The following is a 20464-nucleotide window of genomic DNA, read 5'->3' as shown; positions in this document are numbered from 1 at the left end:
GGTTCGTGGGACATCTACTGATGGTGGAGAGCTGGGTGGGCTCGATGAGCACACTGCTTCCGGCCGGCATTCGCGACGGAGGGCACAGGTTCAGCTTCCTCACCCGAGATCTGGGTCATTACCTGCGCGGGAAGCCGGCTACCCATCCACTACTGGATGCGGCCAATATCGTCACCGCCGAAACCAACGACGAGGCAACGCTTGTGCGCTATGTGCGCAACCTGCATGAGGTACTGGGCTTCGACGGGGTGCTCTCCTCGTGTGACTACTACCTGCCCAACGTCGCGGCGATCGCCGCGGACCTCGGCTTACCCGGCCCCAGCAGGGAAGCCGTCGCCGCGGCCTGTCACAAACACCGGACGCGCACGCTGTGCCGGGCCGCCGGTGTGCCGGGCCCGGCCTTCGCCGTCGCCGAGAGCCCGGACGAATCGGCCCGCGCGGCCCGGCATCTCGGATACCCACTGGTCGTCAAGCCGGTGGACCTGTGCGGCGGCATGTATGTCCGGCGTGTCGACGACGAGGAAGAGTTGCGGGCAGCCGTCGAGCGGATCACCGGGTTCCCGGTCAACGCGCGCGGACAGGTCCGGGCACCGCAGATCCTGCTCGAAGAATGTTTGGACGGGCCGGAATTCAGCGTCGAGACGGTCACCGTCCGCGGCCGGACCACCGTGGTCGGCGTAACCGACAAGCGACTGACCGGCGCACCCGCGTTCATCGAGGCAGGCCATATGTTCCCGGCCGCGCTCGGCCCCGGCGAGCAGGCGGCGGTGAGCGCGGTGGCCCGGTCGGCGATCGCGGCACTCGGGCTCGACGACACGGTCGCGCACACCGAGATCAAATGGACCGCGGACGGTCCGCGGCTGATCGAGGTGAATCCCCGGCCCGCCGGTAATCGCATCACCGAACTGGTACGCAGGGTGACCGGCATCGACCTCGCCGCCGTCCATGCCGAGGTGGCAGCGGGCGGCATACCTGATCTGACACCGCGCCCGACCGGCACAGGCAGTGCCGCCATCGCCTTCGCGGTAGCGGATCGCGCGGGTGTGCTGACCGCGATATCGGGCGCGGAGCCGTGGGCCGGCGATCCCCGCGTTGTCGAGCACACCCTCGCCGAGCCGGGCACCCGGGTCCGGATCGCGACCGATAACAACACCTACCTCGGTCATGTCATGGTGGTCGACGAAAGACCTGGAACCGCAGGCGCTCTCGCGTCCGGTCTCATCGATGATCTCGCCGTGGCGGTCTCGTCGTGACCACCACGGACCACACGGTGACCCCGCGACCACACTCGGTCGGTGAACTCCTCGAGTGGGCCCGGACGGCCCGCCCGGGAGCCGATCCGGCCGGTCCGACAGTGACCAGCGCTTTCCACACCCACTACGGGACCCGGCACACCGGCCGGCGCGGTGGCTACCGGAACGCGGTACTGAGCGTTCGCATCGGTGCGGCCGTCGGCTCCTGCGGGATCGAGCCCGGCACCGGCGATGTGGACGTGCTCGACGACTGTGTCGGCGCGACGGTGGGGCAGCTGCTGAACCACCCGCAGCGGGCGGTCCGGATCGCTGTACTGGACGCGTATCTCATGCATCTGCGACCCCATCCGAGTGCGGGCGGTGCCACCGCCGAGCTCGTCGAGGTGGCGGGGGCGAATTCCCTGGAGAAGTCCCGGCGGCGTGCCGAGGCAGTCGTGGGTCTGCTGCCGCCGGGCGTGCGGTGTGTGCTGGTCGTCGGGGTGGTCGGTTCGCTGCTGGCGGCACTGCGGGACCGGGGTATCGCCTACTACCCGTGCGATCTCGCCGGCGGCCGGACCGAATTCGACGAGCACGTGTACCGCGATATCGCGGCGGCGCCGCCGGACTACGACGCCCTGCTGGTGACCGGAATGACGCTGGGCAACGACACCTTCGACCCCCTGCTGGCCGAGGCGGCCGGCCGGTCGCTACCGCTGGTGCTGTTCGCCCAGACCGGCAGTGCCGTACTGCCGTGGTTCCTGGGCCGTGGCGTCACCGCGGTCTCCGCCGAACCGTATCCGTTCTTCTCCCTCGACGGCGGCCCCAGCACCCTGTACCACTATCGACACGAAGGACCCCCGTGGACCCGATAACAGCCCCGCAACCCGCGCTCCTCGGGCTGGTCGGCCACACCCCGGTGGTTCCGATTCCGGCCGGAACAGGCAGCTACCTGGCCAAGCTCGAGGCCGCGAGTATCGCGGGGATGAAGGCGCGAGCGGCGGTGTCCATGCTGAGCGCCGCCCGCGCCCGCGGTGACCTGGCTCCGGGCTCGACGGTGATCGAATCCACCAGCGGCACACTCGGACTGGGACTCGCACTGGCGGGCAAGGCATTCGGTTGTCCCGTAGTGCTCGTGGTCGATGACGAACTCGAGCCGGATATGCGGGCCCTGTTCACCGCCTTCGGCGTCGGCCTGGAAGTGGTCCGCGACCCGCACCCGGAAGGCGGGTGGCAGCGCGCCCGGCTCGACCGGCTGGCCGAACTGCTCGAGGCGACCCCCGGCGCGTACTGGCCGGACCAGTACGACAACCCCGACAACGCCGCCGGTTACGCGGATATGGCCCGCGAACTGATCGAACAGGTCGAGCGGGCCGATGTGCTCGTCGCGGGTGTCGGCTCCGGCGGCCATTGCGCCGGCCTCACCCGGAGTCTGCGCACGCGATGGCCGGACCTGCGGGTGGTCGGCGTCGACTCGGTCGGCTCGCGGATCTTCGGGCAGCCGGCCCGCCCACGGCTGATGCGCGGCCTGGGTAGCAGTATCCTGCCGCGCAATGTCGCTTACGGCGACTTCGACGAGGTGCACTGGATCGGTCCGGCCGAAGCCGTGGCTTCCTGCCGGCGGCTGGCCGCCGAAACGGGTATCGCGGGTGGCTGGAGCACCGGGGCGACCGCACTCGTCGCGGGATGGGTCGCGCGACGCGAGCCGGGCCTCCGCGTACTCACCGTCTTCCCCGACGGACCACACCGCTATCTGCGCAGCATCTACGACGACCACTGGTGCCGGCGTCACGACCTGTTCCGCGCGACGGTCACCGAACCGGTGGAACTTCCCGAACCGGATGCGGCGGAAGCGCGCGGGTGGGCCCGCTGTGCGGTCATCCGCGATCCGCTGGGCAAGGAGGTCCGCGCATGGATCTGACGTGGACTTCGAAAACATTGGAATTGGATCGGCCCCTCAGTATTTCGCGTGCGACGATGGCGAATCGGGTCGCGGTGTGGGTCTCGCTGACCGCCGGCGGGCAGACCGGGCAGGGTGAGGTCGTCGGTAGCCCCCGTCTCGGCCTCGACCGCGCCACGATCGGTACCGCGCTGGACGGTATCGCCGCTCGGATCGCGCGCTGCACCGGCCACGAACAGGTCCGGGCGCTGCTTCCGCGGTTGCGCTCGGAGTTCCCGCTGCCGGTGGTGGCCGCGCTCGACAGCGCGGTGCACGATGCGCTCGCCCGTCGCGCGGGGCTGCCGCTGGCCGAGTACCTCGGTCTGCCGCCCTGGGTTTCGGTGCCGACCGCGTACACGATCGGCCTCGGGGACCCCGCCGAGGCCGAGGCCGCCGCGCGCCGGATGACGGGCGCCGGATTCACCGTGCTCAAGGTCAAGGCGGGTGCCCCGGACCCGGCCGCGGATATCGCACGGGTCCGCGCGGTGCGCGCCGCGGCACCGGACACGGAACTACTGCTGGACCCCAACGGCGCCTGGGACGTCGGCACCGCCGTCGCGGTGCTCGATGCGCTCGCCGGCGAGCGCATCGCCGCTGTGGAGCAGCCGGTCGCCGCCGGTGCTCCCGAACAGCTCGCCGAAGTCGCCCGGCGGGTCCCGATACCGGTCCTCGCCGACGAGGACGCGGGGTCGATCGCCGATCTGGATCGGCTCCCGGCGGGCATCGGCGGCATCAACATCAAACTCGCCGAATGCGGGGGAATCGACGCGGCCCGCACCATGCTCGGCTGGGCCCGAGCGCGCGGGCTGCCGGTGATGCTGGGTTGCCAGGTCGCCAGCTCGCTGGGCATCGCGCCCGCAGTGCAGCTCGCCGGGGCCGCGCGCTGGGTGGATCTGGACGGTCACCTGCTGCTGGCGCGTGATCCGTGGACAGGCTTGGGTGGAGCGGACGGCGTATTACGGCGCCCCGCGGGACCCGGGCTCGGGGTGCGGCGCGTGCGAGCGATCGCATGACGGGGCTGCGGTTGTTCGGTTCGTTTCCGCTCTCGGTGCGGCTGCTGCTGGTGAACCAGCTCATCGGGAACACCGGGTTCTACATGCTGGTGCCGTTCCTGGCCGAGTACCTGAGCACCGATCTGGCGCTGTCGGCCGCGGTGGTCGGGATCGTTCTCGGGGTACGCAATCTCAGCCAGCAAGGGCTGTTCCTGATCGGCGGTTCGGCAGCGGATCGCCTCGGTGCACGCGGCGTGATCATCGTGGGCGCGGGAATCCGGGCGGCCGGCTTCGCACTCTTCGCTGTCGGCGGGTCCCTGCCGGTGGTGTTGCTCGCGTCGGTGCTCACCGGGTTCGCGGGAGCCCTGTTCAACCCGGCGGTGCGGGCCTACATCGCCCGGGACAGCGGTGACCGCGCGGCCGATGCGTTCGCCCTGTTCAATGTCTTCGGCAATACCGGTTCAGCCCTCGGACCTCTCGTCGGGACCCTGCTGGTCGGGGTCGGATTCCGATTGACCGCGGTCGCCGCGGCCGCGGTCTTCGCCGGTTTGACCGTCGCGCAGCTCCTCCTGCTGCCCGCCCGGCCGGCGCCGCCCCGGGATACCGCATTGCGCGCGGATTTCGCGCGAGTGTTCGCCGACGGCCGGTTCTGGGCGTTCGCGGTGGCCCTCATGGGCATGTTCGCCCTGCAGAGCCAGATCTATTTCCTGTTCACCCTGCAGGTACAAGATCTCGCCGGACCGGCGGCGGTGGCGGCGCTGTTCGTTGTCGAGACGATCGCCGTGGTGGCGCTACAGGTTCCGATCACCCGGCTGCTCTCCCGGCGCACCGACCGGGGTTCGGCCATGGCGCTGGGAATGGCCGTAGCGGGGGCGGCCTTCCTGATCCCGCCGGCGGGAGCCGTGCTGGCGCCGGAGGGCGACAGTCCGGTCGCCGTGGTGGTGCGGGTCGCGCCGGTCGTGGCCGCCGCGGTGGTGCTCGCGCTCGGGGTGATGGCCGTGCAGCCCTTCGTGAACGAGGCGATCCCGCGCTTCAGCGGGCCTCAGCTGACCGGCACCTATTTCGGCGCGTTCTACCTGGCCTCCGGTGTATTCACGGTGGCGTCCACAACCCTCACCGGTACCGCCGTCGACTACGCGGGTGGGCCGCTGACCTGGCCGCCTGCCCTGCTCTGCGTGGCCATCGGAACACTTTCCGCCGGCGCCGTACTGCTACTGCGCAGGCGCGGCTGCCTTCCCGCGGCCACAACAGCGCACCCCCGACCGATCAACGCGACCCCGAGTCGCACCACAGCGAAAGGCGATTCCGCCCGATGACAGCCCATGATCAGGGGCCGGTCGTGCTCAGCGAAAACCTGCTGACCGATAATCCCGCGCTCTACGAACGCACCTTTCCCGGCACCGGCGAACGCAATGCGCGCTTCGTCGCCGATCTGCTCGACCGCTTCGGCACGGGCCCGCTCGCCGATCTGCTCGATGTGGGGTCCGGCACCGGTCGCGACGCGGCCAACCTGACCGAGCTCGGGTATCGGGTGCGGGGAGTGGATATCGCACCGCGAATGGTCGAGTACGCCCGGACCCGCTATCCGGCAGTCGATTTCCGCACCGGCGACGCCCGCACCCTGCGATCGGACGCGTCGGTGGATGTACTCACCTGTTTGGGCAGCACCCTGCTGCACCTGCACGACACCGCCGATCTGGCCGCCGCCCTGGGCCGTTTCGCGACCTGCCTGCGCACCGGCGGTCTGCTGATCCTCGAAATGCGCAACGGCGCTTTCCTGCTGACCGATCGCGGGCGGCGCGAACTGCTCGACGAGCAGCTGGTCAGGAACGTCGACTGGGAAGGCGTCACCTACACCTCGCATACCTCGCTCGCCCTCGACCTGCCGGCCCAACTGCTGCGCAGGCAACGAGTCTGGACCTGGCCGGGCTGTCCCGAGCCGGTCACCCAGCACACCGCCTGGCGATTGTTGTTCCCGCAGGAGCTGCGCCATCTGCTGACCGGTGCCGGATTCGAGGTGCTCGCACTGTTCGACGCGCCGGGACCGCTGACCACACCGGGCTGGCCCGCCGACGGCGTGCTGTCCGAGAGGCTCGACGGCGACCGGCTGCACGTGGTCGCGCGGCGCACCGGCGCGGGGCCGCGATGACCGGCGACCCGCGGGTCGGTGTCGGCAGTGCGTTCGGCAGTTGCGGGGAGCTGCTACAGGGCGTCACCGCGGAGCACGACCGCGATTTCCTGGTCACCCTGCCCATTACGCGCGGCACGGTCGCGATCTTCGAACCCGATCCGCACCGGCGCACGGTCAGCGTGATTCCCGCGCACAAGACCAAATCCCGCATGCTGGCCCGGGCGCTGCTCGCGCGTTCCGCGGTCCTCCGGGGCGGCGTGCTCACCCTGCTCGGGGATCTGCCCGAGGGCAAAGGACTCGCGAGTTCCACCGCCGACCTGGTCGCCACCGCCCGCGCCGTCGCCGACGCCGAGGGACGGCCGATCCGCTCCGCCGAGATCGAATCCGAACTCCGGCGGATCGAACCCTCCGACGGAGTGATGTATCCCGGCGCGGTGGCCTTCTACCACCGGGACGTGCGGCTGCTGGCGCCGCTCGGCACTCTGCCACCGCTGACCGTTGTCACCGGAGACGAAGGCGGCCACGTCGACACGGTCGCTTTCAACCGGCGCAGACCCGGGTTCACCACGGCCGCCAAACGCGAATACAGCGCGTTGCTCACCGAACTCACCGCCGCGGTCGCCCGCCGGGATGTCACCGCCATCGGTGCGGTGGCGACCCGCAGCGCGGAACTGAGTACCGTGCTGCGGGCGCGGCCACATCTGGACGCGACCATCACCGCGGCCCGGAACCTGGGCGCGGCGGGGGTGGTCGTCGCGCATAGCGGCACCGTGACCGGCATCCTGCTGGACGAGGCCGATCCGGCGCTGCCAGCGAAGATCGGGGCCGCCCGCCGGATCTGCGCCGGATTCGCCACGGCGGTCACCGTGCATCGCACGTGGCAGCCCGCACCGCCGGATTGGACCGCACCGGCCCGGTTCCTGATGTCGGGGGCGGGCCGATGATCACAGTCGACGACGTGACCTTCTCCTACGGCGGTCAGGTGGTGCTCGACGGTGTCGGGCTGGTCGCCGAGCCCGGCACCACTGTCGGCCTCATCGGGCCCAACGGCTCGGGCAAATCGACCCTGCTCCGCCTGCTCTACCGGGCACTGCGGCCGCGGTCGGGTGTGGTGGCCGTCGACGATGTTCCGGTCGCGGCGCTGCGCGGGCGGGCGCTGGCGGAGCGGCTGGCCGTGGTCGCGCAGGAGTCGCCCGCCGAAACTCCGATCACGGTCGCCGAGACGGTGCTGCTCGGCCGGGCCCCCTGGGCCGGTGCGCTGCACGGCTACTCACGGGCCGACCGGATCACCGCCGCGACAGCGCTGGCCCGGGTCGGCGCCCGGCACCTGGCCGATCGCCCCTACACCGCACTCTCCGGTGGAGAACGCCAGCGCGTGCTGATCGCCCGGGCGCTCGCCCAGCAGGCCGACCATCTGCTGCTCGACGAACCGACCAACCATCTCGATATCGGCTACCAGCACGAGTTGCTGGGCCTGATCCGGGAACTGAGCACCACGACCACGCTGGTGGTGCTGCACGACCTCAATCTGGCGGCCCGCTACTGCGACCGGCTGGTGCTGCTGAACCGGGGCCGGGTCGCCGCCGCGGGCCCGGTCCGCGAAGTGCTGACACCGGCCGTCCTGGAACCCGTCTACAACGTCTCCGTCCACATGTCGTCCGCGTTCGGCGCGATCCAACTGCTGTTCGGCCCGCGCGCCGCGGAAACGCCCGCGGAGATGATCGATACCGGAAAGGCGGCCGCCCGATGACCGCGACCCTGCCCCGCACCGAGGACGACCCCGACGATCTGGACCATGCCCGGCACCGTAGGACGACCGTACTGTGGCTCGGCGGGCTCGGGGCCGCACTGGTCGTGGTGCTGATCGTGGCCACCGGGCTCGGCCCTGTGTGGGTGCCACCCGGCACCGTCGCACGCATCGTCGGCCACCATCTGTTCGCGGTGCCGGCCGTGGCGGACTGGACGCCGGCCCAGGACTCCATCGTCTGGCTGGTGCGGGTGCCGCGCGTAGTGCTCGGTGCCATGGTCGGCGCGGCACTGGCGGTCGCGGGTGCGGTGCTGCAGACATTGGTACGCAATGTCCTCGCCGACCCGCACATCCTCGGCGTCACCTCCGGTGCCTCGACCGGCGCGGCCGTGTCACTGCTGTTCGGTGTCACCGCGGCCACGGCGAGCGCCTTGGCGGCCAGCGCGTTCGCCGGCGCGCTGGCCGCGACGGTCCTGTTGTTCGCCATCGCCAGGATCAACGGGCAAATGACCTCCTTGCGGTTGCTGCTGGGCGGGGTCACGATCGGTTACCTGTTCTCGGCGGCCACCAGTTTCCTGATCTTCGCGTCCGACAACCAGGAAGGTGCCCGGACGGTCCTGTTCTGGCTGCTCGGCTCGCTGAGTTCGGCCGGCTGGTCGTCGGTGGCCACCACCGCACTGGTCACGGCGGCCGCGGTGGGGGCATTGCTGCTGCTCGCTGCGCGATTGGACGTGCTCGCAGCGGGTGACGACACCGCACGCGCGCTGGGACTTTCTCCCGTCCGGCTCCGCATGCTCACCCTGGGCATCGTCGCACTCGCGGTCGGCGCCGTCGTCGCGGTCGCAGGTGCGATCGGCTTCGTCGGCCTGATCGTGCCGCATATCGCCCGCCTGTGCGGCGGCGGGACGCATCGCCGGCTGATCCCGCTCGCGGCCGTACTGGGGGCGCTGTTCCTGGTTATCGCGGATATTGCGGCCCGCGTCGTCTTCGCGCCACGGGAACTTCCCCTGGGAATTGTCACCGCTGTCGTCGGGGCTCCGCTGTTGCTGGTGCTGATCCGCCGATCCCGGCAGCCCCTCCACTGAACCGATTGCGCAGGAAAGGAACACCGATCATCGTGTCCACCAGTCTCACCAGGTTCGCGCCGTTACCGGTCGCGTTGCTCACCGCGGCGCTGCTCACCGGCTGCGGTGGCCCCGGCCCCACCGTCGCCGGCACGTCGGAAGGTTTCCCGATGACGATTTCGAGTTGCGGGCGCGACGTGACCTTCCCCGCCCCGCCGCAGCGGGTGGTCACGGTCGGATCCGTCGCGGGCCCGCTCATCGCGGCCGCGGGCGCCGCCGACCGCATCACCACCCGCACCTTCGAAACTGCCCCTTTTCCCGGCCGGTACGGCGCAGCGCTGCAGGGCATCGAAGTCACCGCCCCCACCGGGGAACTCGCACGCGAGGAGATCATCGCCCGCACGCCCGACCTCGTGGTGAGTTTCGAGGGCGCCGCGGTGACACCGGACGATCTGGCGCAGGTGAATATTCCGCTGCTGGTCAGCCGCGGCTACTGCCGCGACGCCTCGGGAGGCTTCGACGATATCTTCGCCGATATCGAGCTGTACGGCCGGTTGTTCGGCACATCCGCGGCGGCGAATGCCGAGGTGGCGACACTGAAACAGCAAGTTGCCGCGGTCACGGACCGCCACCGCGACGACCGGGCGGCCCGGTCCGCGGCGGCCCTGATCATCTCCCGCGACGGTGCCAAGCTCAGTGCTTACGGCAGCACCAGCACCGTGGCGACCCAGATGCGAATCCTCGGATTGGACAACGTCTTCGGTGAGGTCGCGAAACGCAGTTTCGATGCCAATACCGAAACGTTGATCCAGCGCGATCCCGAGGTGATCATCCTGCTCACCCAGGGCAGTCAGACCCCGGAATCGGCCCGCGCCGCTCTGCGCGCACGTCCCGAACTGGCCGGGCTGCGGGCGATCCGGGCAAACCGGGTCATCGCGGTCCCGTTCGGCTACACCGGTCCCGGGCCGGTCGCCGTCGAAGGTCTCGAGGTGCTGGATCGAGAGTTGGAGGCGCAGCCGTGAGCGCGCCCGCAACCACCGGCTATCGGCTGCGGGTGGCCCGCGCCGAGGATCTGCCCGGCGCCCGCAGCGTTATGCTCGACACCTTCTACGAGGTGTTCGGCATCGGTTATCTGCCCGAGCACCACCAGGACGTGATCGACCCGGAAACGGTGTATCTCCGTCATCCGCTGAACCGGCTCTGGATCGCCGAGCACGAAGGCCGCATCGTCGCCACCACCGCGATCCGCGCACAAGGCCCGCGCCACCCACCACATCCGGCGTGGCTGGCCGACGAGTTCCCCGACGGCGGCACCGCGCAACTGTTCCGGGTCTACGTGCGGCCCGAGCACCATCGGCGCGGCCTGGCCAGCCGGTTGGTCCGCACCGCGGTCGACCACGTCCGAGCGGCACCGGAGTTCGACCGCCTGTACCTCCATACTGATGCCAGAACTCCTGGCGCCCTGGACTTCTGGCTCACCTTCGGCCGGATCATCCACGACGCCCGCGGATCACACAGCGGTTTCCAAACGGTGCACCTCGAGATCCCGCTGCGCCGCGGGTAGACCGGCCCCGGACAGGAAACCTGCTATCGCACAATATTTCGCATCCGCTCGCGAAAGCGAGGTAGTCCGCGCCGCGGATGCATCGGGGGATAGACCAGGGTGAGCGCGGCGGCCAGCGTGAAGTAGCTGCGCAGCACTCGGAAACACAGGTAGGCCGGAACGTATTTCAGTGCGCTCGGCCGCAGTAGGAGGCAGATGAATACCGTCATGAGGAGCGGCATCCCCAGCACGGTGGCCAATACCGGCTCCCAGCGCATCCCGGTGAAAATCGCCTGGAAACCGAACTGGGCGATGAACGCGAACAGCAGCAGGGAGGCGAGCATCGCCCGGCGGGCGGCGTTGACCAGCTGGAACGGCAGCACGAAGGTCCCTGTCATCGATCGCCGGTCCAGCAAGGTCGATCGGTTGTGGGCGGTGATGTGATAAATACTGCGGAACCAGCGAACCCGCTGTTCGCGCAGATGCGCGTAGGAGAGCGGGGTCTCGCTGAAATAGACCGCTTTCGGGTCGGCGAGGGTGTGGTATCCGGCGGCGGTGAGCCGGATACAGATATCGGTGTCCTCACCGTTCATGCCCTCCACCATTCCGCCGACCTTGCGTAAAGCGCTCTGCCGGTATATCGCGAACATCCCCGGAACGCCCAGCACCCCTTGGTAACCGTCCAGGGAAACCTGGAAGAAGCCGTGGCGCATGAGAACTTCCACCAGCCGGACCTTGTCGATCCACGTTCTTTCCGCGGCGGGCATCGGCATACCCCCCACCGAACCCACCCGCGGGTTCGCGAAATGCCGCATCGCGGTCTGCAGGCAGCCGGGACCGATCACCGTATCGGCGTCGATCCGGACCACGAAGTCCTCGGCGATCCGCTGAATTCCCAGGTTCAGGGCGATGGCTTTCCCGGGCTTGGGACAGTCGAGTAATTCGCCGGTGATGGCGGTGCATTCGCTGATCGCTTGCCGTGCCACCGCGGCGGTATCGTCGCTCGACGCGTTGTCGACGATATAGAGGCGGATCCGGCCCGTATAGGTGCGGGCCGCGCGATCGACCGACTCGATAGTTGCCGCGATATCGTGCGCTTCGTTGTGCGCCGGGACGAGCACCGCGACCGGTGGCGCGAATTCGGCGCGCCGGGACCGCCGCAGCATTCGCCACCCGAACAGCGCGGTCGAGACCGCGAAGATCTGCTGGACCAGGAAGACACCGGGGCCGATACCGCCGAGCAGTGCCCACGCCCGCATCGTCACCACCGCACCGAAGAAAAGCTCCATCGCGGCAACGGCTCCCAGGGCCGCGACCGTCAGACAGGCGAACAAGGTGAAATACGCCGACAGCGGTGTCCGGGGGTTCAGCGGCGGCGGGCCACGATCGGGCAACTGCGCCTGTTTCAGGATCGTATGCGGAAAGATGCCCAGGGCAGCGAGGCCGGACGCCGCCTGCAGGCCGAGCACCGGGATGGCGACGAGGTCGACGTGGTCGAGCGCCCAGCCGATGAAATCGACAACGAGGCAGAACACGGCGAATTTTCCCAGCAGGGCCAACCCGAGGAACACCCTGCGCCAGATGTTCGAGTACGCATAGAAGGCGTATGTCGCGAAGAAGACGATGATGAACAGCCGCGTCGGTACGGCGACCTTTCCGCGGTCGTCGGCGAAGAAGATCAAGTCGGCCGGCTGGATCAAGAACTCCACATGGACCAGCCAGGTGCGCAGGCACATGGCCAGGACACTGAAACCGGCAAAGGTGATCAGGAAGCCGTTGGCGGCGGCGGCCGGCCGGTCCACGGCGTATTCGGCGGGCGCGCTGTCGACCGAACGGAAGTAATCGCTGATCGCCGAGGGCGACTGGGCGGGGGCGGGCACGTCGGTCATCTGGGTCGATCCGTGCGCCCGGTTCCGGTCGCGGCGACGCTACCGTCGACGTTCACAACGAAGCTGCCCTGAGCGGTCACTACCTGGGCGTTCTCGGGTCCGAAGGCGGGTAGTGGCACCGGTCCGATATCGCCGACGGGTTGGATGACGAGTCCGGCGGCGCCGCTGCGGCCGGTGGCGCGTTCGACCACGATCCCATTGTCGAACGAGGAGATATCCAGCGCCGGCTCCCCCGGGCCGGCCACGAGCCGCCCCTCCCGGACATTCACCGGCGGGTCCACCTCCGGGCTCTGCCCGATCAGCACGAAAGGTTTACCGGGTTCCGGCTGGGAGTTCCAGAAGAACGCGGGACTGTACTGCGCCGGAACGAACTCGCTCAGCACCGGAACGGTCGCGTTCAGCAGGTTCACGACCTCCGCGTCCGGCGCCTCGGGTACGTAGACCGAGAAACCGCCGGCCAGCTCGCGGGGCAGTCCGGTGAAACCCGGCGCCGGTTCGTCGCCCAGTTCGACGGCGGACGCGCCGGTCAGTTGAATCGGGTAGCTGGTAATTCGCACATCGCAGCCACCGAGGTCGCGATCGCGCTGGACGGTCAAAGTCAGCTGGTTGTCCAGCCGCTGGGCCTCGGCGGACAGCGGGATGACGACCTCGGCCGCGTTCCGGTCGAGCCGCCGGCTGTCGAGGAGTTGACCGTTGAGGTCGACATTCAGCACCCAGGTGAGATCGTCGGGCGAGGCGGGCAGCTGCAGCGCCACCCGGACCGCCCGGGGCAGCCGGCCACCGGGGAGGTCCGCGAGCGAATACCCGGCCCGCCACCGATGGGATTCGGCGATCTGCGCGACCGACATATCCGCGCCGAGCGCTTCCAGGCTCACCTGGTCTCCTGAAACGGGCGGCGGGGCCAGGGCGCGTGGCGCACTACCGGCGGAATCCGCCGTGATCGACACCGGGTCGGTCAGAAAATCCGCGGCCGGTCCCCCGTCCGGCTCGATCACCCCGAGGACGGCGGTATCCGAGACCGTGCCCAGCCCGATTCCGTTCCCGGTGGTGTCCCCGGCGTCCCAGCCGGTCAGCTCGGTCAGCCGCGGCGACGGGCCGACCATCAGCAGACTGTGCACGTCGGACTCCGGGAGCCGGTCGGTGAACTCCACCTCGTACCCGGCGCGGGTCAGGGCTACCCCGAGCTGAGCCGCGGTGGTGCGCCAGATATCGCTCCGGTCGGCGAGCAACACCGTCAACCGGCGGTCCCAGGCCGCCACGGCATCCCGGATGGTGTGGATCGGCTCCTCGAGCGCGGCCTCGACCACGGTCTCGGGGGAAAGATGAACCTGCATGCCCGCGGAACTGTCGTTCACGCATACCTGGTTGTTCAGTGTGCCTTCGGCGCGCACCCGGACGCGGAGCTGCCCGTCCTCGGCCAGGTGCTCGGGGACGTCCACCAGGACGTCGAGCCCGTTGTCCCCGCGGGCGAGTTCGCTCTTGTACACCTGCCGGCCGTTCATCTCGACCACCAGGAAGACCGTGCTGTCCTGCGCCACCTGCGTCGATCCGCGCAGCCGCAGCCGGGTCTGTTCCCGGGTGGAATCGACCGGCAGCGTCACCGGAAAGCTGAGCGAGGGCGAGCCGTCGGTGAGCCAGGTCCCGTCGGGGTAACCCAGGCCGGCGAGGGTTTCGGTGAAATGACGCTCCGCGGGCACATGGAGACTGTTGTCGTCGAAATCGCGGGTGAACCAGGCCGGCCGGACGACGACGAAAGCGAGCAGCACAACGAGCGCGAAACCTAGAATCCACCAGGCGGAGCGGGGAACGGTGCGCCCGCGCTCCCCCGGGAAATACTCGGACTCGGGTTTCTGCGTCCGGTCGTTCGGTGTACCTGCCGGTTCCTTGTCGTCTTCGCTCAAACCTCCTGCTCCTCGACCACGGTTTTACGGGCCTCGTTCCAGTACGAGTGACTGGGTATCCGGCTGGAGTCGACTCGGTCGCAGTATTTCCGGACTACCTCGGCTTCGGCCTCCAGCAGGGACGAATCCAGTGCTATCGGATTCAACCCGAGCTCCAGCAGGTGGTCGTTCCGGGCCGCCAGCTCATTCTCGACGGCTTCCTGCCGGGGATTGGGAACCCGGTGGATCTCGGCACCGATCGTTCTGGACACCAGCCGCGCCAGATCGGCGACCCGATGGGTTTCGGTGATCTGATTCATCACCCGCACCGATGTGCCGACCTCGCCCCCCGATTCGACCGCCATCCGGATACAGCGGATCGAATCGTTGATATTGATGAATGCCCTTGTCTGCCCGCCTGTTCCGTACACCGTCAACGGATAGCCGATCGCGGCCTCCACCAGGAACCGATTGAGCACGGTGCCGTATTCACCGTCATAGTCGAAACGATTGATCAGGCGCGGATCGCGGGCGGTTTCCTCGGTTTGCGTGCCCCAGACGATTCCCTGATGGAGGTCGGTGATCCGCACTCCGTCGTTGCGGGCATAGAACTGGAACATCAATTGGTCCAGCGATTTCGTCAGGTGGTAGACGCTGCCCGGCTTCGTGGGATAAAGGATCTCGCGCGAATACATTCTGCCGTCCCGGCCGGGATAGCTGACGGTGAGATAACCCTCGGGCAGGTCCACCGGGACACTTTCGTAGCCGTACACACCCATCGTCCCGAGATGGACGATATGAACATCCAGTTCGAGCGCCACCACCGCGGCGAGCAGGTTATGCGTCCCGTTGACGTTGTTGTCGACCGTGTAGCGCTTGTGCCACGGCGACTTCATCGAATACGGCGCGGACCGCTGTTCGGCGAAGTGCACGACGGTATCGGGTTGCACCGCGGCGAGCACCTCGGTGAGCTGCTCGTAGTCGTGGGCGACATCCAAGCGCACCAGATCGATGTCCTGCCCGCTCACCTCGCGCCACGCGGCCAGTCGTTCGACGGGCTCATGGATGGGCGTCAGCGATCGAACCCCCAGCTCATCGTCTGTTTCCCGGCGAACCAAGCTGTCCACGATCGTGACGTCGTGGCCGGATGCCGAAAGGTGCAGCGCACTCGGCCAGCCACAGAATCCGTCCCCACCCAGAACCATCACCCGCATCTGCATCCCCTAACTCGAAGAGTCTCAGTTCGTTTGCGGTATTCAGATGTGTGGAACGATTCTTCAGTTGTGTGCCCGGGCCAGCGGGTGCGAAGTGTGGATTCACTGGCTGCGACTACACCGGGGTGGATGCAGAACCGACCGGATTCACTTTTGCACCGCCGAGAACAGAAACACTACCTCTTTCGAGCCCGGCACAGCCGTCGGCGAACCCAAGAGGATGCGGGTCCGTAGTACCCCCGAGATGATCGAGAGTCACACCGATCGACGGTTACCAGAAATAGCTGCGCGCAGGCCCGGCCGTGTATTTTTTCGCGAAATCGTCCGCTAAATACCGGTTATGGCCAACAGGCTCGTCGGAAGCCGTCGCTTCCACCACAGCCGAAGAATGCGCGGACGACCAAATCTTGGGCGCTGATGATCGATTCGCCCCGTAGCGCAGGCCGGGCTTACTTGGTGAGTGTCGGATCTCCCCAGACGCCGTTACCCAGCGCGGTGCAGCTCGCCGAACTGCCGTCCACCAGAGTGAAGCCGATCGTCAGGTCCTGCACGCCCGCCACCGGGACGTCGACCTTCGGCGGCTCGCCCACCCGGATATTTCCGGATGAGAAGACCGATGCACCGTCGGCGATCACCTCGAACCGCAACACCGATCCGGTGTTTCCGCCGTCGGCCACCCCGATCGACGAGGAGAAACGCGACCATTCACCGTTCAGGTCATAGGTGTGGCTCACCTCCGTGGCACAGCCACTGAACTGCTGGTAGATCGCGTGCGGATAGGACACGCCGTTCACCGCGATCGCCCCGGTGTAGGCGGTACTGCCGACGGGCGGCAGATCGGCCAGGTACTGCTGGATGGGCGCCGTGGCGGCCGGGACCGGCGCGGCGGGCTGCGGTGCGGCCTGGCTTTCGGTGGCGGACGCGTCGACGGAGGTCTCGGAATCCGCCTCGCCCGACGCCGGGGCGACGAGAAGGGAGACGACCAAACCCACGATCGCCAGAACGACGCCGATCCCTGAGACGAGCATCACGCGCTGCACGGGATCATCGGCCCGGGCGCCCGGAGCGACACGTGCCGGTGAGCGGGTACTCGAATTCTGCCCGCGGGTGGGATCGGTTGGATTGGACACGCGCACACTCTTCTTCAACGAACTCGCCGGAGCCCGGACGGACGCCGCAGCAGAGATATACCACGCCCGGCAGGCGTATGGAATTGGAGCGCTTCGGTCGGTTGTTCCGCCGGGGACAGCGTAATCCCGGCAATGCGGTTATGTCCGCACAGATCGCGAAAAACGCGGTGCGCATTGATAATTCAGCAACATAGGACCAGACCATTCCGGCCGGTGGAGCCCGCGTCCGATTCGGTGCGGGGTTCGGACGATTCGGCGGATTGCCACAGCCGCCGAATTCCGGGTCCGGCGGGAATGCGGAACGGCGACGAGTACGGGACCCGTTGACACCGTGAACACCGGCCCGGCGCGCAGAGCCCCGGCAGGCGCCGACGTGACTTACGTCGCGTTCGGCGGCACGGCGCATACCGGCGCGGACATGCGGAAATACCGCATGCCGAATACCGATCGGCGCTGCCGGCGGCGCGCAGGATGCCGGAACCGCGGCGCCCGTGCTGTAGGGTGATCCGAGTACCTGCGCCGGCGAGCTGCAAGTACTCCGTCGCGGATCTGATCACAACCTTTCGCGTCGGGACCCGCGACGCCGCCACCTCGTGTAGGCGCGGACATCGGTCCGATCGGACGTCGCGGTATCACCTCCGATGCCGAAAGGCGCCCATACTTTCATGCCTGCCCACGCTGCTGTCGCGCAGTCTTTCTCCTCCCTCGGCGTATCCACCGGGATCGTCGACGAACTCACCGCCGCGGGTATCACCGCGCCGTTCCCCATCCAGTCCGCCACCCTCCCCGACAGTCTCTCCGGCCGCGATGTGCTCGGCCGGGGCAAGACCGGGAGCGGAAAAACGCTGGCCTTCGCGATCCCGCTGGTCGAACGGCTCGCGGGTGACCGCCGGGTACCCGGACGGCCCACCGGTCTGATCCTCGCGCCGACCCGTGAGCTCGCGACCCAGATCGCCGCCACCCTCACCCCGCTGGCCGCGGTGCGCGGGCTGCGGGTGACCACCGTGTTCGGCGGTATCCCGGTGAACCGTCAGGTCAAGGCCCTGAAGCAGGGTGTGGATATCGTTGTCGCCTGCCCGGGCCGGCTCGAAGATCTGATGAAGCAGCGGGCGGTCGCACTGGACGCCGTGCGGACCACCGTCCTGGACGAGGCCGACCATATGGCCGATCTCGGTTTCCTCCCCGGCGTGACACGCATCCTCGCGGCGACGCCCGCGGGCGGTCAGCGTCTGCTGTTCTCGGCCACGCTGGACAACGGTGTCGGGAAATTGGTCGACCGCTTCCTGCGGGAGCCCGTCACGCATTCGGTCGACGATATCGACGCACCGCCGCCGAAGATGGAACATCACGTCTTCGAACTGGCGGGTGCCGCGGCGAAGAAGGACATCGTCCGGGCGCTGGCCGCGGGCAGCGGCCGGCGCATCCTGTTCATGCGCACCAAACATCACGCCCGGCGGCTGGCCGGGGAACTGACCAAGGCGGGTATCGCCGCGGTCGACCTGCACGGGAATCTCTCCCAGCCGGCCCGCGACCGCAACCTCGCCGCCTTCGCCGCGGGCACCGCCCGGGTGATGGTCGCCACCGATATCGCGGCGCGCGGCATCCACGTGGACGAACTCGAACTGGTCGTGCACGTCGATCCGCCGGCCGAGCACAAGGCCTACCTGCACCGATCCGGCCGCACCGCGCGCGCCGGTACCGAGGGCACCGTGGTCACGCTGGTGCTGCCCGAGCAGCGCAAGGATGTCGCGGCGCTGTTGCGCAAAGCCGGTATCACGGTGAAACCACGCGCGGTGACCGTCGATTCGCCGATCATCGCCGACCTCTCGGGCGGTGCGGTGTTCACTGCGCCGGTTCCGGACGAGTCGTGGCCGGACGTTTCCGGTCGGGACACCTCGCGCGCGGCGAACGCAAACACCCGTGGCGGAAGTAGGCGCGGATCGCGTGGCCGGCGCACGACGGCCGGCGGCGGCGTCGCGGGCAATTCCGGTTCGGTGCGGTCGGATGCCGCACGGACAGGTGAGCGGCGGCCGGAAGGCGGCGGTCACCGCTCGCGGCAGGGTGAACGGTCCGGTGCGGCCGAACACGCCGGGGCGCGCGGGTCGAGCGGGCGGCGCGGAAACTCCGCCGGTCGCTCCGGGACACGGGCGGCCGGGTCGAGCCATGAGGCCCCGCAGCGGCCCGCCACCCCGGCACGGAAGCAAGCATCGGGCGCCAACCGCGCCACCGGTTCGGCGGCGGCGAATACCGGGGCGACCGGCGACGCCGCGCGGAGCCGCCACCCGCGCCGGGCAACCCGGCCGACAGGCTGACCGAAACCCCTGATCGATGCCCCCGGCCCTGTGCCGGGGGCATCGGTTATTTCTGCCGGTCCGGCGCAGGTGACCGATTTCGGCCGGACGCGATAGGCGTCCGGAACTATCCCGGCTGACCCACTACCGCGTCGCACACCCGGAAGGCAGCTGGCGATTATCGCTGGGCCGTGGTTCCCCGCACGATCCCGCGCACGCTGCCTCGGCGGTCGGTGCGAACGTTTCGTGAACAACCCGGGACGGTCCCGGATTACCGGAGCCGTCGTCGCCGAGTCTGCGACAGCATGGGGATATGCGATGGACGAGCCTGGTGCTGCTGCTGGTTCTCGTCACCGGATGCGCTCCGGGCGGAACCGACGAGCCGCACAACCGGCACACCTTCGACCTGCAGGCGCATCGGGGCGGGCTGGGCCTGGTCTCGGAGAACACCCTGGCCGCGTTCGGCAACGCGCTCGAACTCGGGGTGAGCACACTGGAGCTGGACGTGCAGATCACCGCGGACGGACACGCCGTCGTCACCCACGACCGCGACCCGAACCCCGCCAAATGCGCCGACACCACGGCCGCTTTCCCGGACGATCCCGAATTCCCCTATGTATCCGGACCGGCACTGATCCGCGAGCTCACCCTCGAGCAGGTCCGCACGATCGACTGCGGTTCCCGGCCGCTGCCCGGCTATCCCGGGCAACGGCAGGCCCCCGGTGCGCGGATGCCGCAGCTGTCGGAGGTTTTCGACCTCGTCCACACCTATCGCGCCGAATCGGTGATGCTCAATATCGAGACGAAGGTGGAGGCCGCGGCACCCCACGAAACCATGCCGCGTGACGATTTCGCCCGCATCGTCGTAGACGAGATCCGGCGCGCCGGTCTGGCGGATCAGGTGACGGTGCAGAGCTTCGACTGGGCGACCTTGCGCCTGGTGCGCGACCGCGCCCCCGAACTGCCGATCGTGGCGCTCACCAACGGCTCGCAATTCCTGCAGCCCGGCCGGCCGGGCGCCTCACCGTGGCTGGGCGGGATGGATATCGACGATTTCGCGGGTTCCCTGCCGGAGCAGTTCGTGGCCGCCGCCGCGGCACTCGGCGCCGACGCGGTCTCCCCGGTGCACGGTAACCCGCAGGACGGTGCGATCACCGACCCCGATTACGAGCCCTTCACCACCGCGACTCTCGTCGATGCCGCGCACCGCCACGGCATGCGGGTGGTGCCGTGGACCGTCGACGATCGCGCTACCATGGCCCACCTGCTGGATCTCGGCGTAGACGGTCTCATCACGAACCGCCCGGACGAACTGCGTGCCCTGCTGACCGAGCGCGGGTACACCCTGCCCACCCCGATCCCGCGACCGTGAGCGTGTGGTCCACCCGACGGATGGTGCGAGCGGAGCCTGATAT

General features: G+C 68.8%; 17 protein-coding genes. 13 read left to right on the top strand and 4 right to left on the bottom strand.

Translation table 11 applies throughout. From position 1 onward, the window contains the following. Positions 1-5 precede the first annotated feature (5 nt). From ACIA75_RS19125 to ACIA75_RS19075, 11 genes are read left to right on the top strand one after another with little or no spacing between them, the layout of a single operon-like run. Positions 6-1253: an ATP-grasp domain-containing protein gene (locus tag ACIA75_RS19125; RefSeq protein WP_397105669.1), complete on the top strand. Its 1248-nt coding sequence runs from the start codon at positions 6-8 to the stop codon at positions 1251-1253. Next, complete coding sequence (locus ACIA75_RS19120) at positions 1250-2104, top strand: hypothetical protein (RefSeq protein ID WP_397105667.1); 855 nt, start codon at positions 1250-1252, stop codon at positions 2102-2104. The genes ACIA75_RS19125 and ACIA75_RS19120 overlap by 4 nt, the downstream gene beginning before the upstream one ends. Further along, positions 2101-3150, top strand: a complete 1050-nt coding sequence (locus ACIA75_RS19115; protein WP_397106686.1) for a PLP-dependent cysteine synthase family protein — start codon at positions 2101-2103, stop codon at positions 3148-3150. Before ACIA75_RS19120 ends, ACIA75_RS19115 begins: the two co-directional genes overlap by 4 nt. Further along, positions 3141-4181: a mandelate racemase/muconate lactonizing enzyme family protein gene (locus ACIA75_RS19110; protein ID WP_397105665.1), complete on the top strand. Its 1041-nt coding sequence runs from the start codon at positions 3141-3143 to the stop codon at positions 4179-4181. Before ACIA75_RS19115 ends, ACIA75_RS19110 begins: the two co-directional genes overlap by 10 nt. Then, positions 4178-5476 carry an MFS transporter gene (locus tag ACIA75_RS19105; RefSeq protein WP_397105663.1) on the top strand — a complete coding sequence of 433 codons (1299 nt, stop codon included), beginning with the start codon at positions 4178-4180 and terminating at the stop codon, positions 5474-5476. The genes ACIA75_RS19110 and ACIA75_RS19105 overlap by 4 nt, the downstream gene beginning before the upstream one ends. Then, positions 5473-6309 (top strand): class I SAM-dependent methyltransferase, encoded by an 837-nt coding sequence (locus ACIA75_RS19100; RefSeq protein ID WP_397105661.1) that lies wholly within the window; start codon positions 5473-5475, stop codon positions 6307-6309. Before ACIA75_RS19105 ends, ACIA75_RS19100 begins: the two co-directional genes overlap by 4 nt. After that, complete coding sequence (locus ACIA75_RS19095; RefSeq protein WP_397105659.1) at positions 6306-7235, top strand: hypothetical protein; 930 nt, start codon at positions 6306-6308, stop codon at positions 7233-7235. Before ACIA75_RS19100 ends, ACIA75_RS19095 begins: the two co-directional genes overlap by 4 nt. Further along, positions 7232-8041: an ABC transporter ATP-binding protein gene (locus tag ACIA75_RS19090; RefSeq protein WP_397105657.1), complete on the top strand. Its 810-nt coding sequence runs from the start codon at positions 7232-7234 to the stop codon at positions 8039-8041. Before ACIA75_RS19095 ends, ACIA75_RS19090 begins: the two co-directional genes overlap by 4 nt. After that, on the top strand, positions 8038-9123 hold the full coding sequence (locus ACIA75_RS19085) for a FecCD family ABC transporter permease (RefSeq protein WP_397105655.1): 1086 nt from the start codon (positions 8038-8040) through the stop codon (positions 9121-9123). The genes ACIA75_RS19090 and ACIA75_RS19085 overlap by 4 nt, the downstream gene beginning before the upstream one ends. Positions 9124-9155: 32 nt before the next feature. After that, entirely contained in the window at positions 9156-10124 is a 969-nt protein-coding gene (locus tag ACIA75_RS19080; RefSeq protein WP_397105652.1) for an ABC transporter substrate-binding protein, read from the top strand. Continuing rightward, complete coding sequence (locus ACIA75_RS19075; protein WP_397105650.1) at positions 10121-10666, top strand: GNAT family N-acetyltransferase; 546 nt, start codon at positions 10121-10123, stop codon at positions 10664-10666. Before ACIA75_RS19080 ends, ACIA75_RS19075 begins: the two co-directional genes overlap by 4 nt. Positions 10667-10689: 23 nt before the next feature. Here ACIA75_RS19075 and ACIA75_RS19070 read toward each other — a convergent pair whose 3' ends face one another. From ACIA75_RS19070 to ACIA75_RS19055, 4 genes are all read right to left on the bottom strand, one after another. Continuing rightward, a complete protein-coding gene (locus tag ACIA75_RS19070) occupies positions 10690-12534 on the bottom strand; it encodes a glycosyltransferase (RefSeq protein WP_397105648.1) in 1845 nt (614 codons plus the stop codon). After that, positions 12531-14435, bottom strand: a complete 1905-nt coding sequence (locus ACIA75_RS19065; protein WP_397105646.1) for a hypothetical protein — start codon at positions 14433-14435, stop codon at positions 12531-12533. The genes ACIA75_RS19070 and ACIA75_RS19065 overlap by 4 nt, the downstream gene beginning before the upstream one ends. Beyond that, positions 14432-15628, bottom strand: a complete 1197-nt coding sequence (locus ACIA75_RS19060) for an NAD-dependent epimerase/dehydratase family protein (protein WP_397106684.1) — start codon at positions 15626-15628, stop codon at positions 14432-14434. The genes ACIA75_RS19065 and ACIA75_RS19060 overlap by 4 nt, the downstream gene beginning before the upstream one ends. Before the next feature lie 449 nt (positions 15629-16077). After that, positions 16078-16758, bottom strand: a complete 681-nt coding sequence (locus tag ACIA75_RS19055) for an NPCBM/NEW2 domain-containing protein (RefSeq protein ID WP_397105644.1) — start codon at positions 16756-16758, stop codon at positions 16078-16080. 665 nt (positions 16759-17423) lie between these two features. On the opposite strand from ACIA75_RS19055, the gene ACIA75_RS19050 reads away from it, so the two are divergent. Beyond that, on the top strand, positions 17424-19070 hold the full coding sequence (locus tag ACIA75_RS19050; RefSeq protein ID WP_397105642.1) for a DEAD/DEAH box helicase: 1647 nt from the start codon (positions 17424-17426) through the stop codon (positions 19068-19070). Positions 19071-19362: 292 nt separating this feature from the next. After that, positions 19363-20421 (top strand): glycerophosphodiester phosphodiesterase family protein, encoded by a 1059-nt coding sequence (locus ACIA75_RS19045; protein WP_397105640.1) that lies wholly within the window; start codon positions 19363-19365, stop codon positions 20419-20421. Positions 20422-20464 lie beyond the last annotated feature (43 nt).

This window comes from Nocardia sp. NPDC051750, from assembly GCF_044453135.1.
Lineage (GTDB): Bacteria > Actinomycetota > Actinomycetes > Mycobacteriales > Mycobacteriaceae > Nocardia.
Note: the sequence above shows the minus strand (reverse complement) of the source record. Positions and strands in the feature narration are given on the sequence as shown.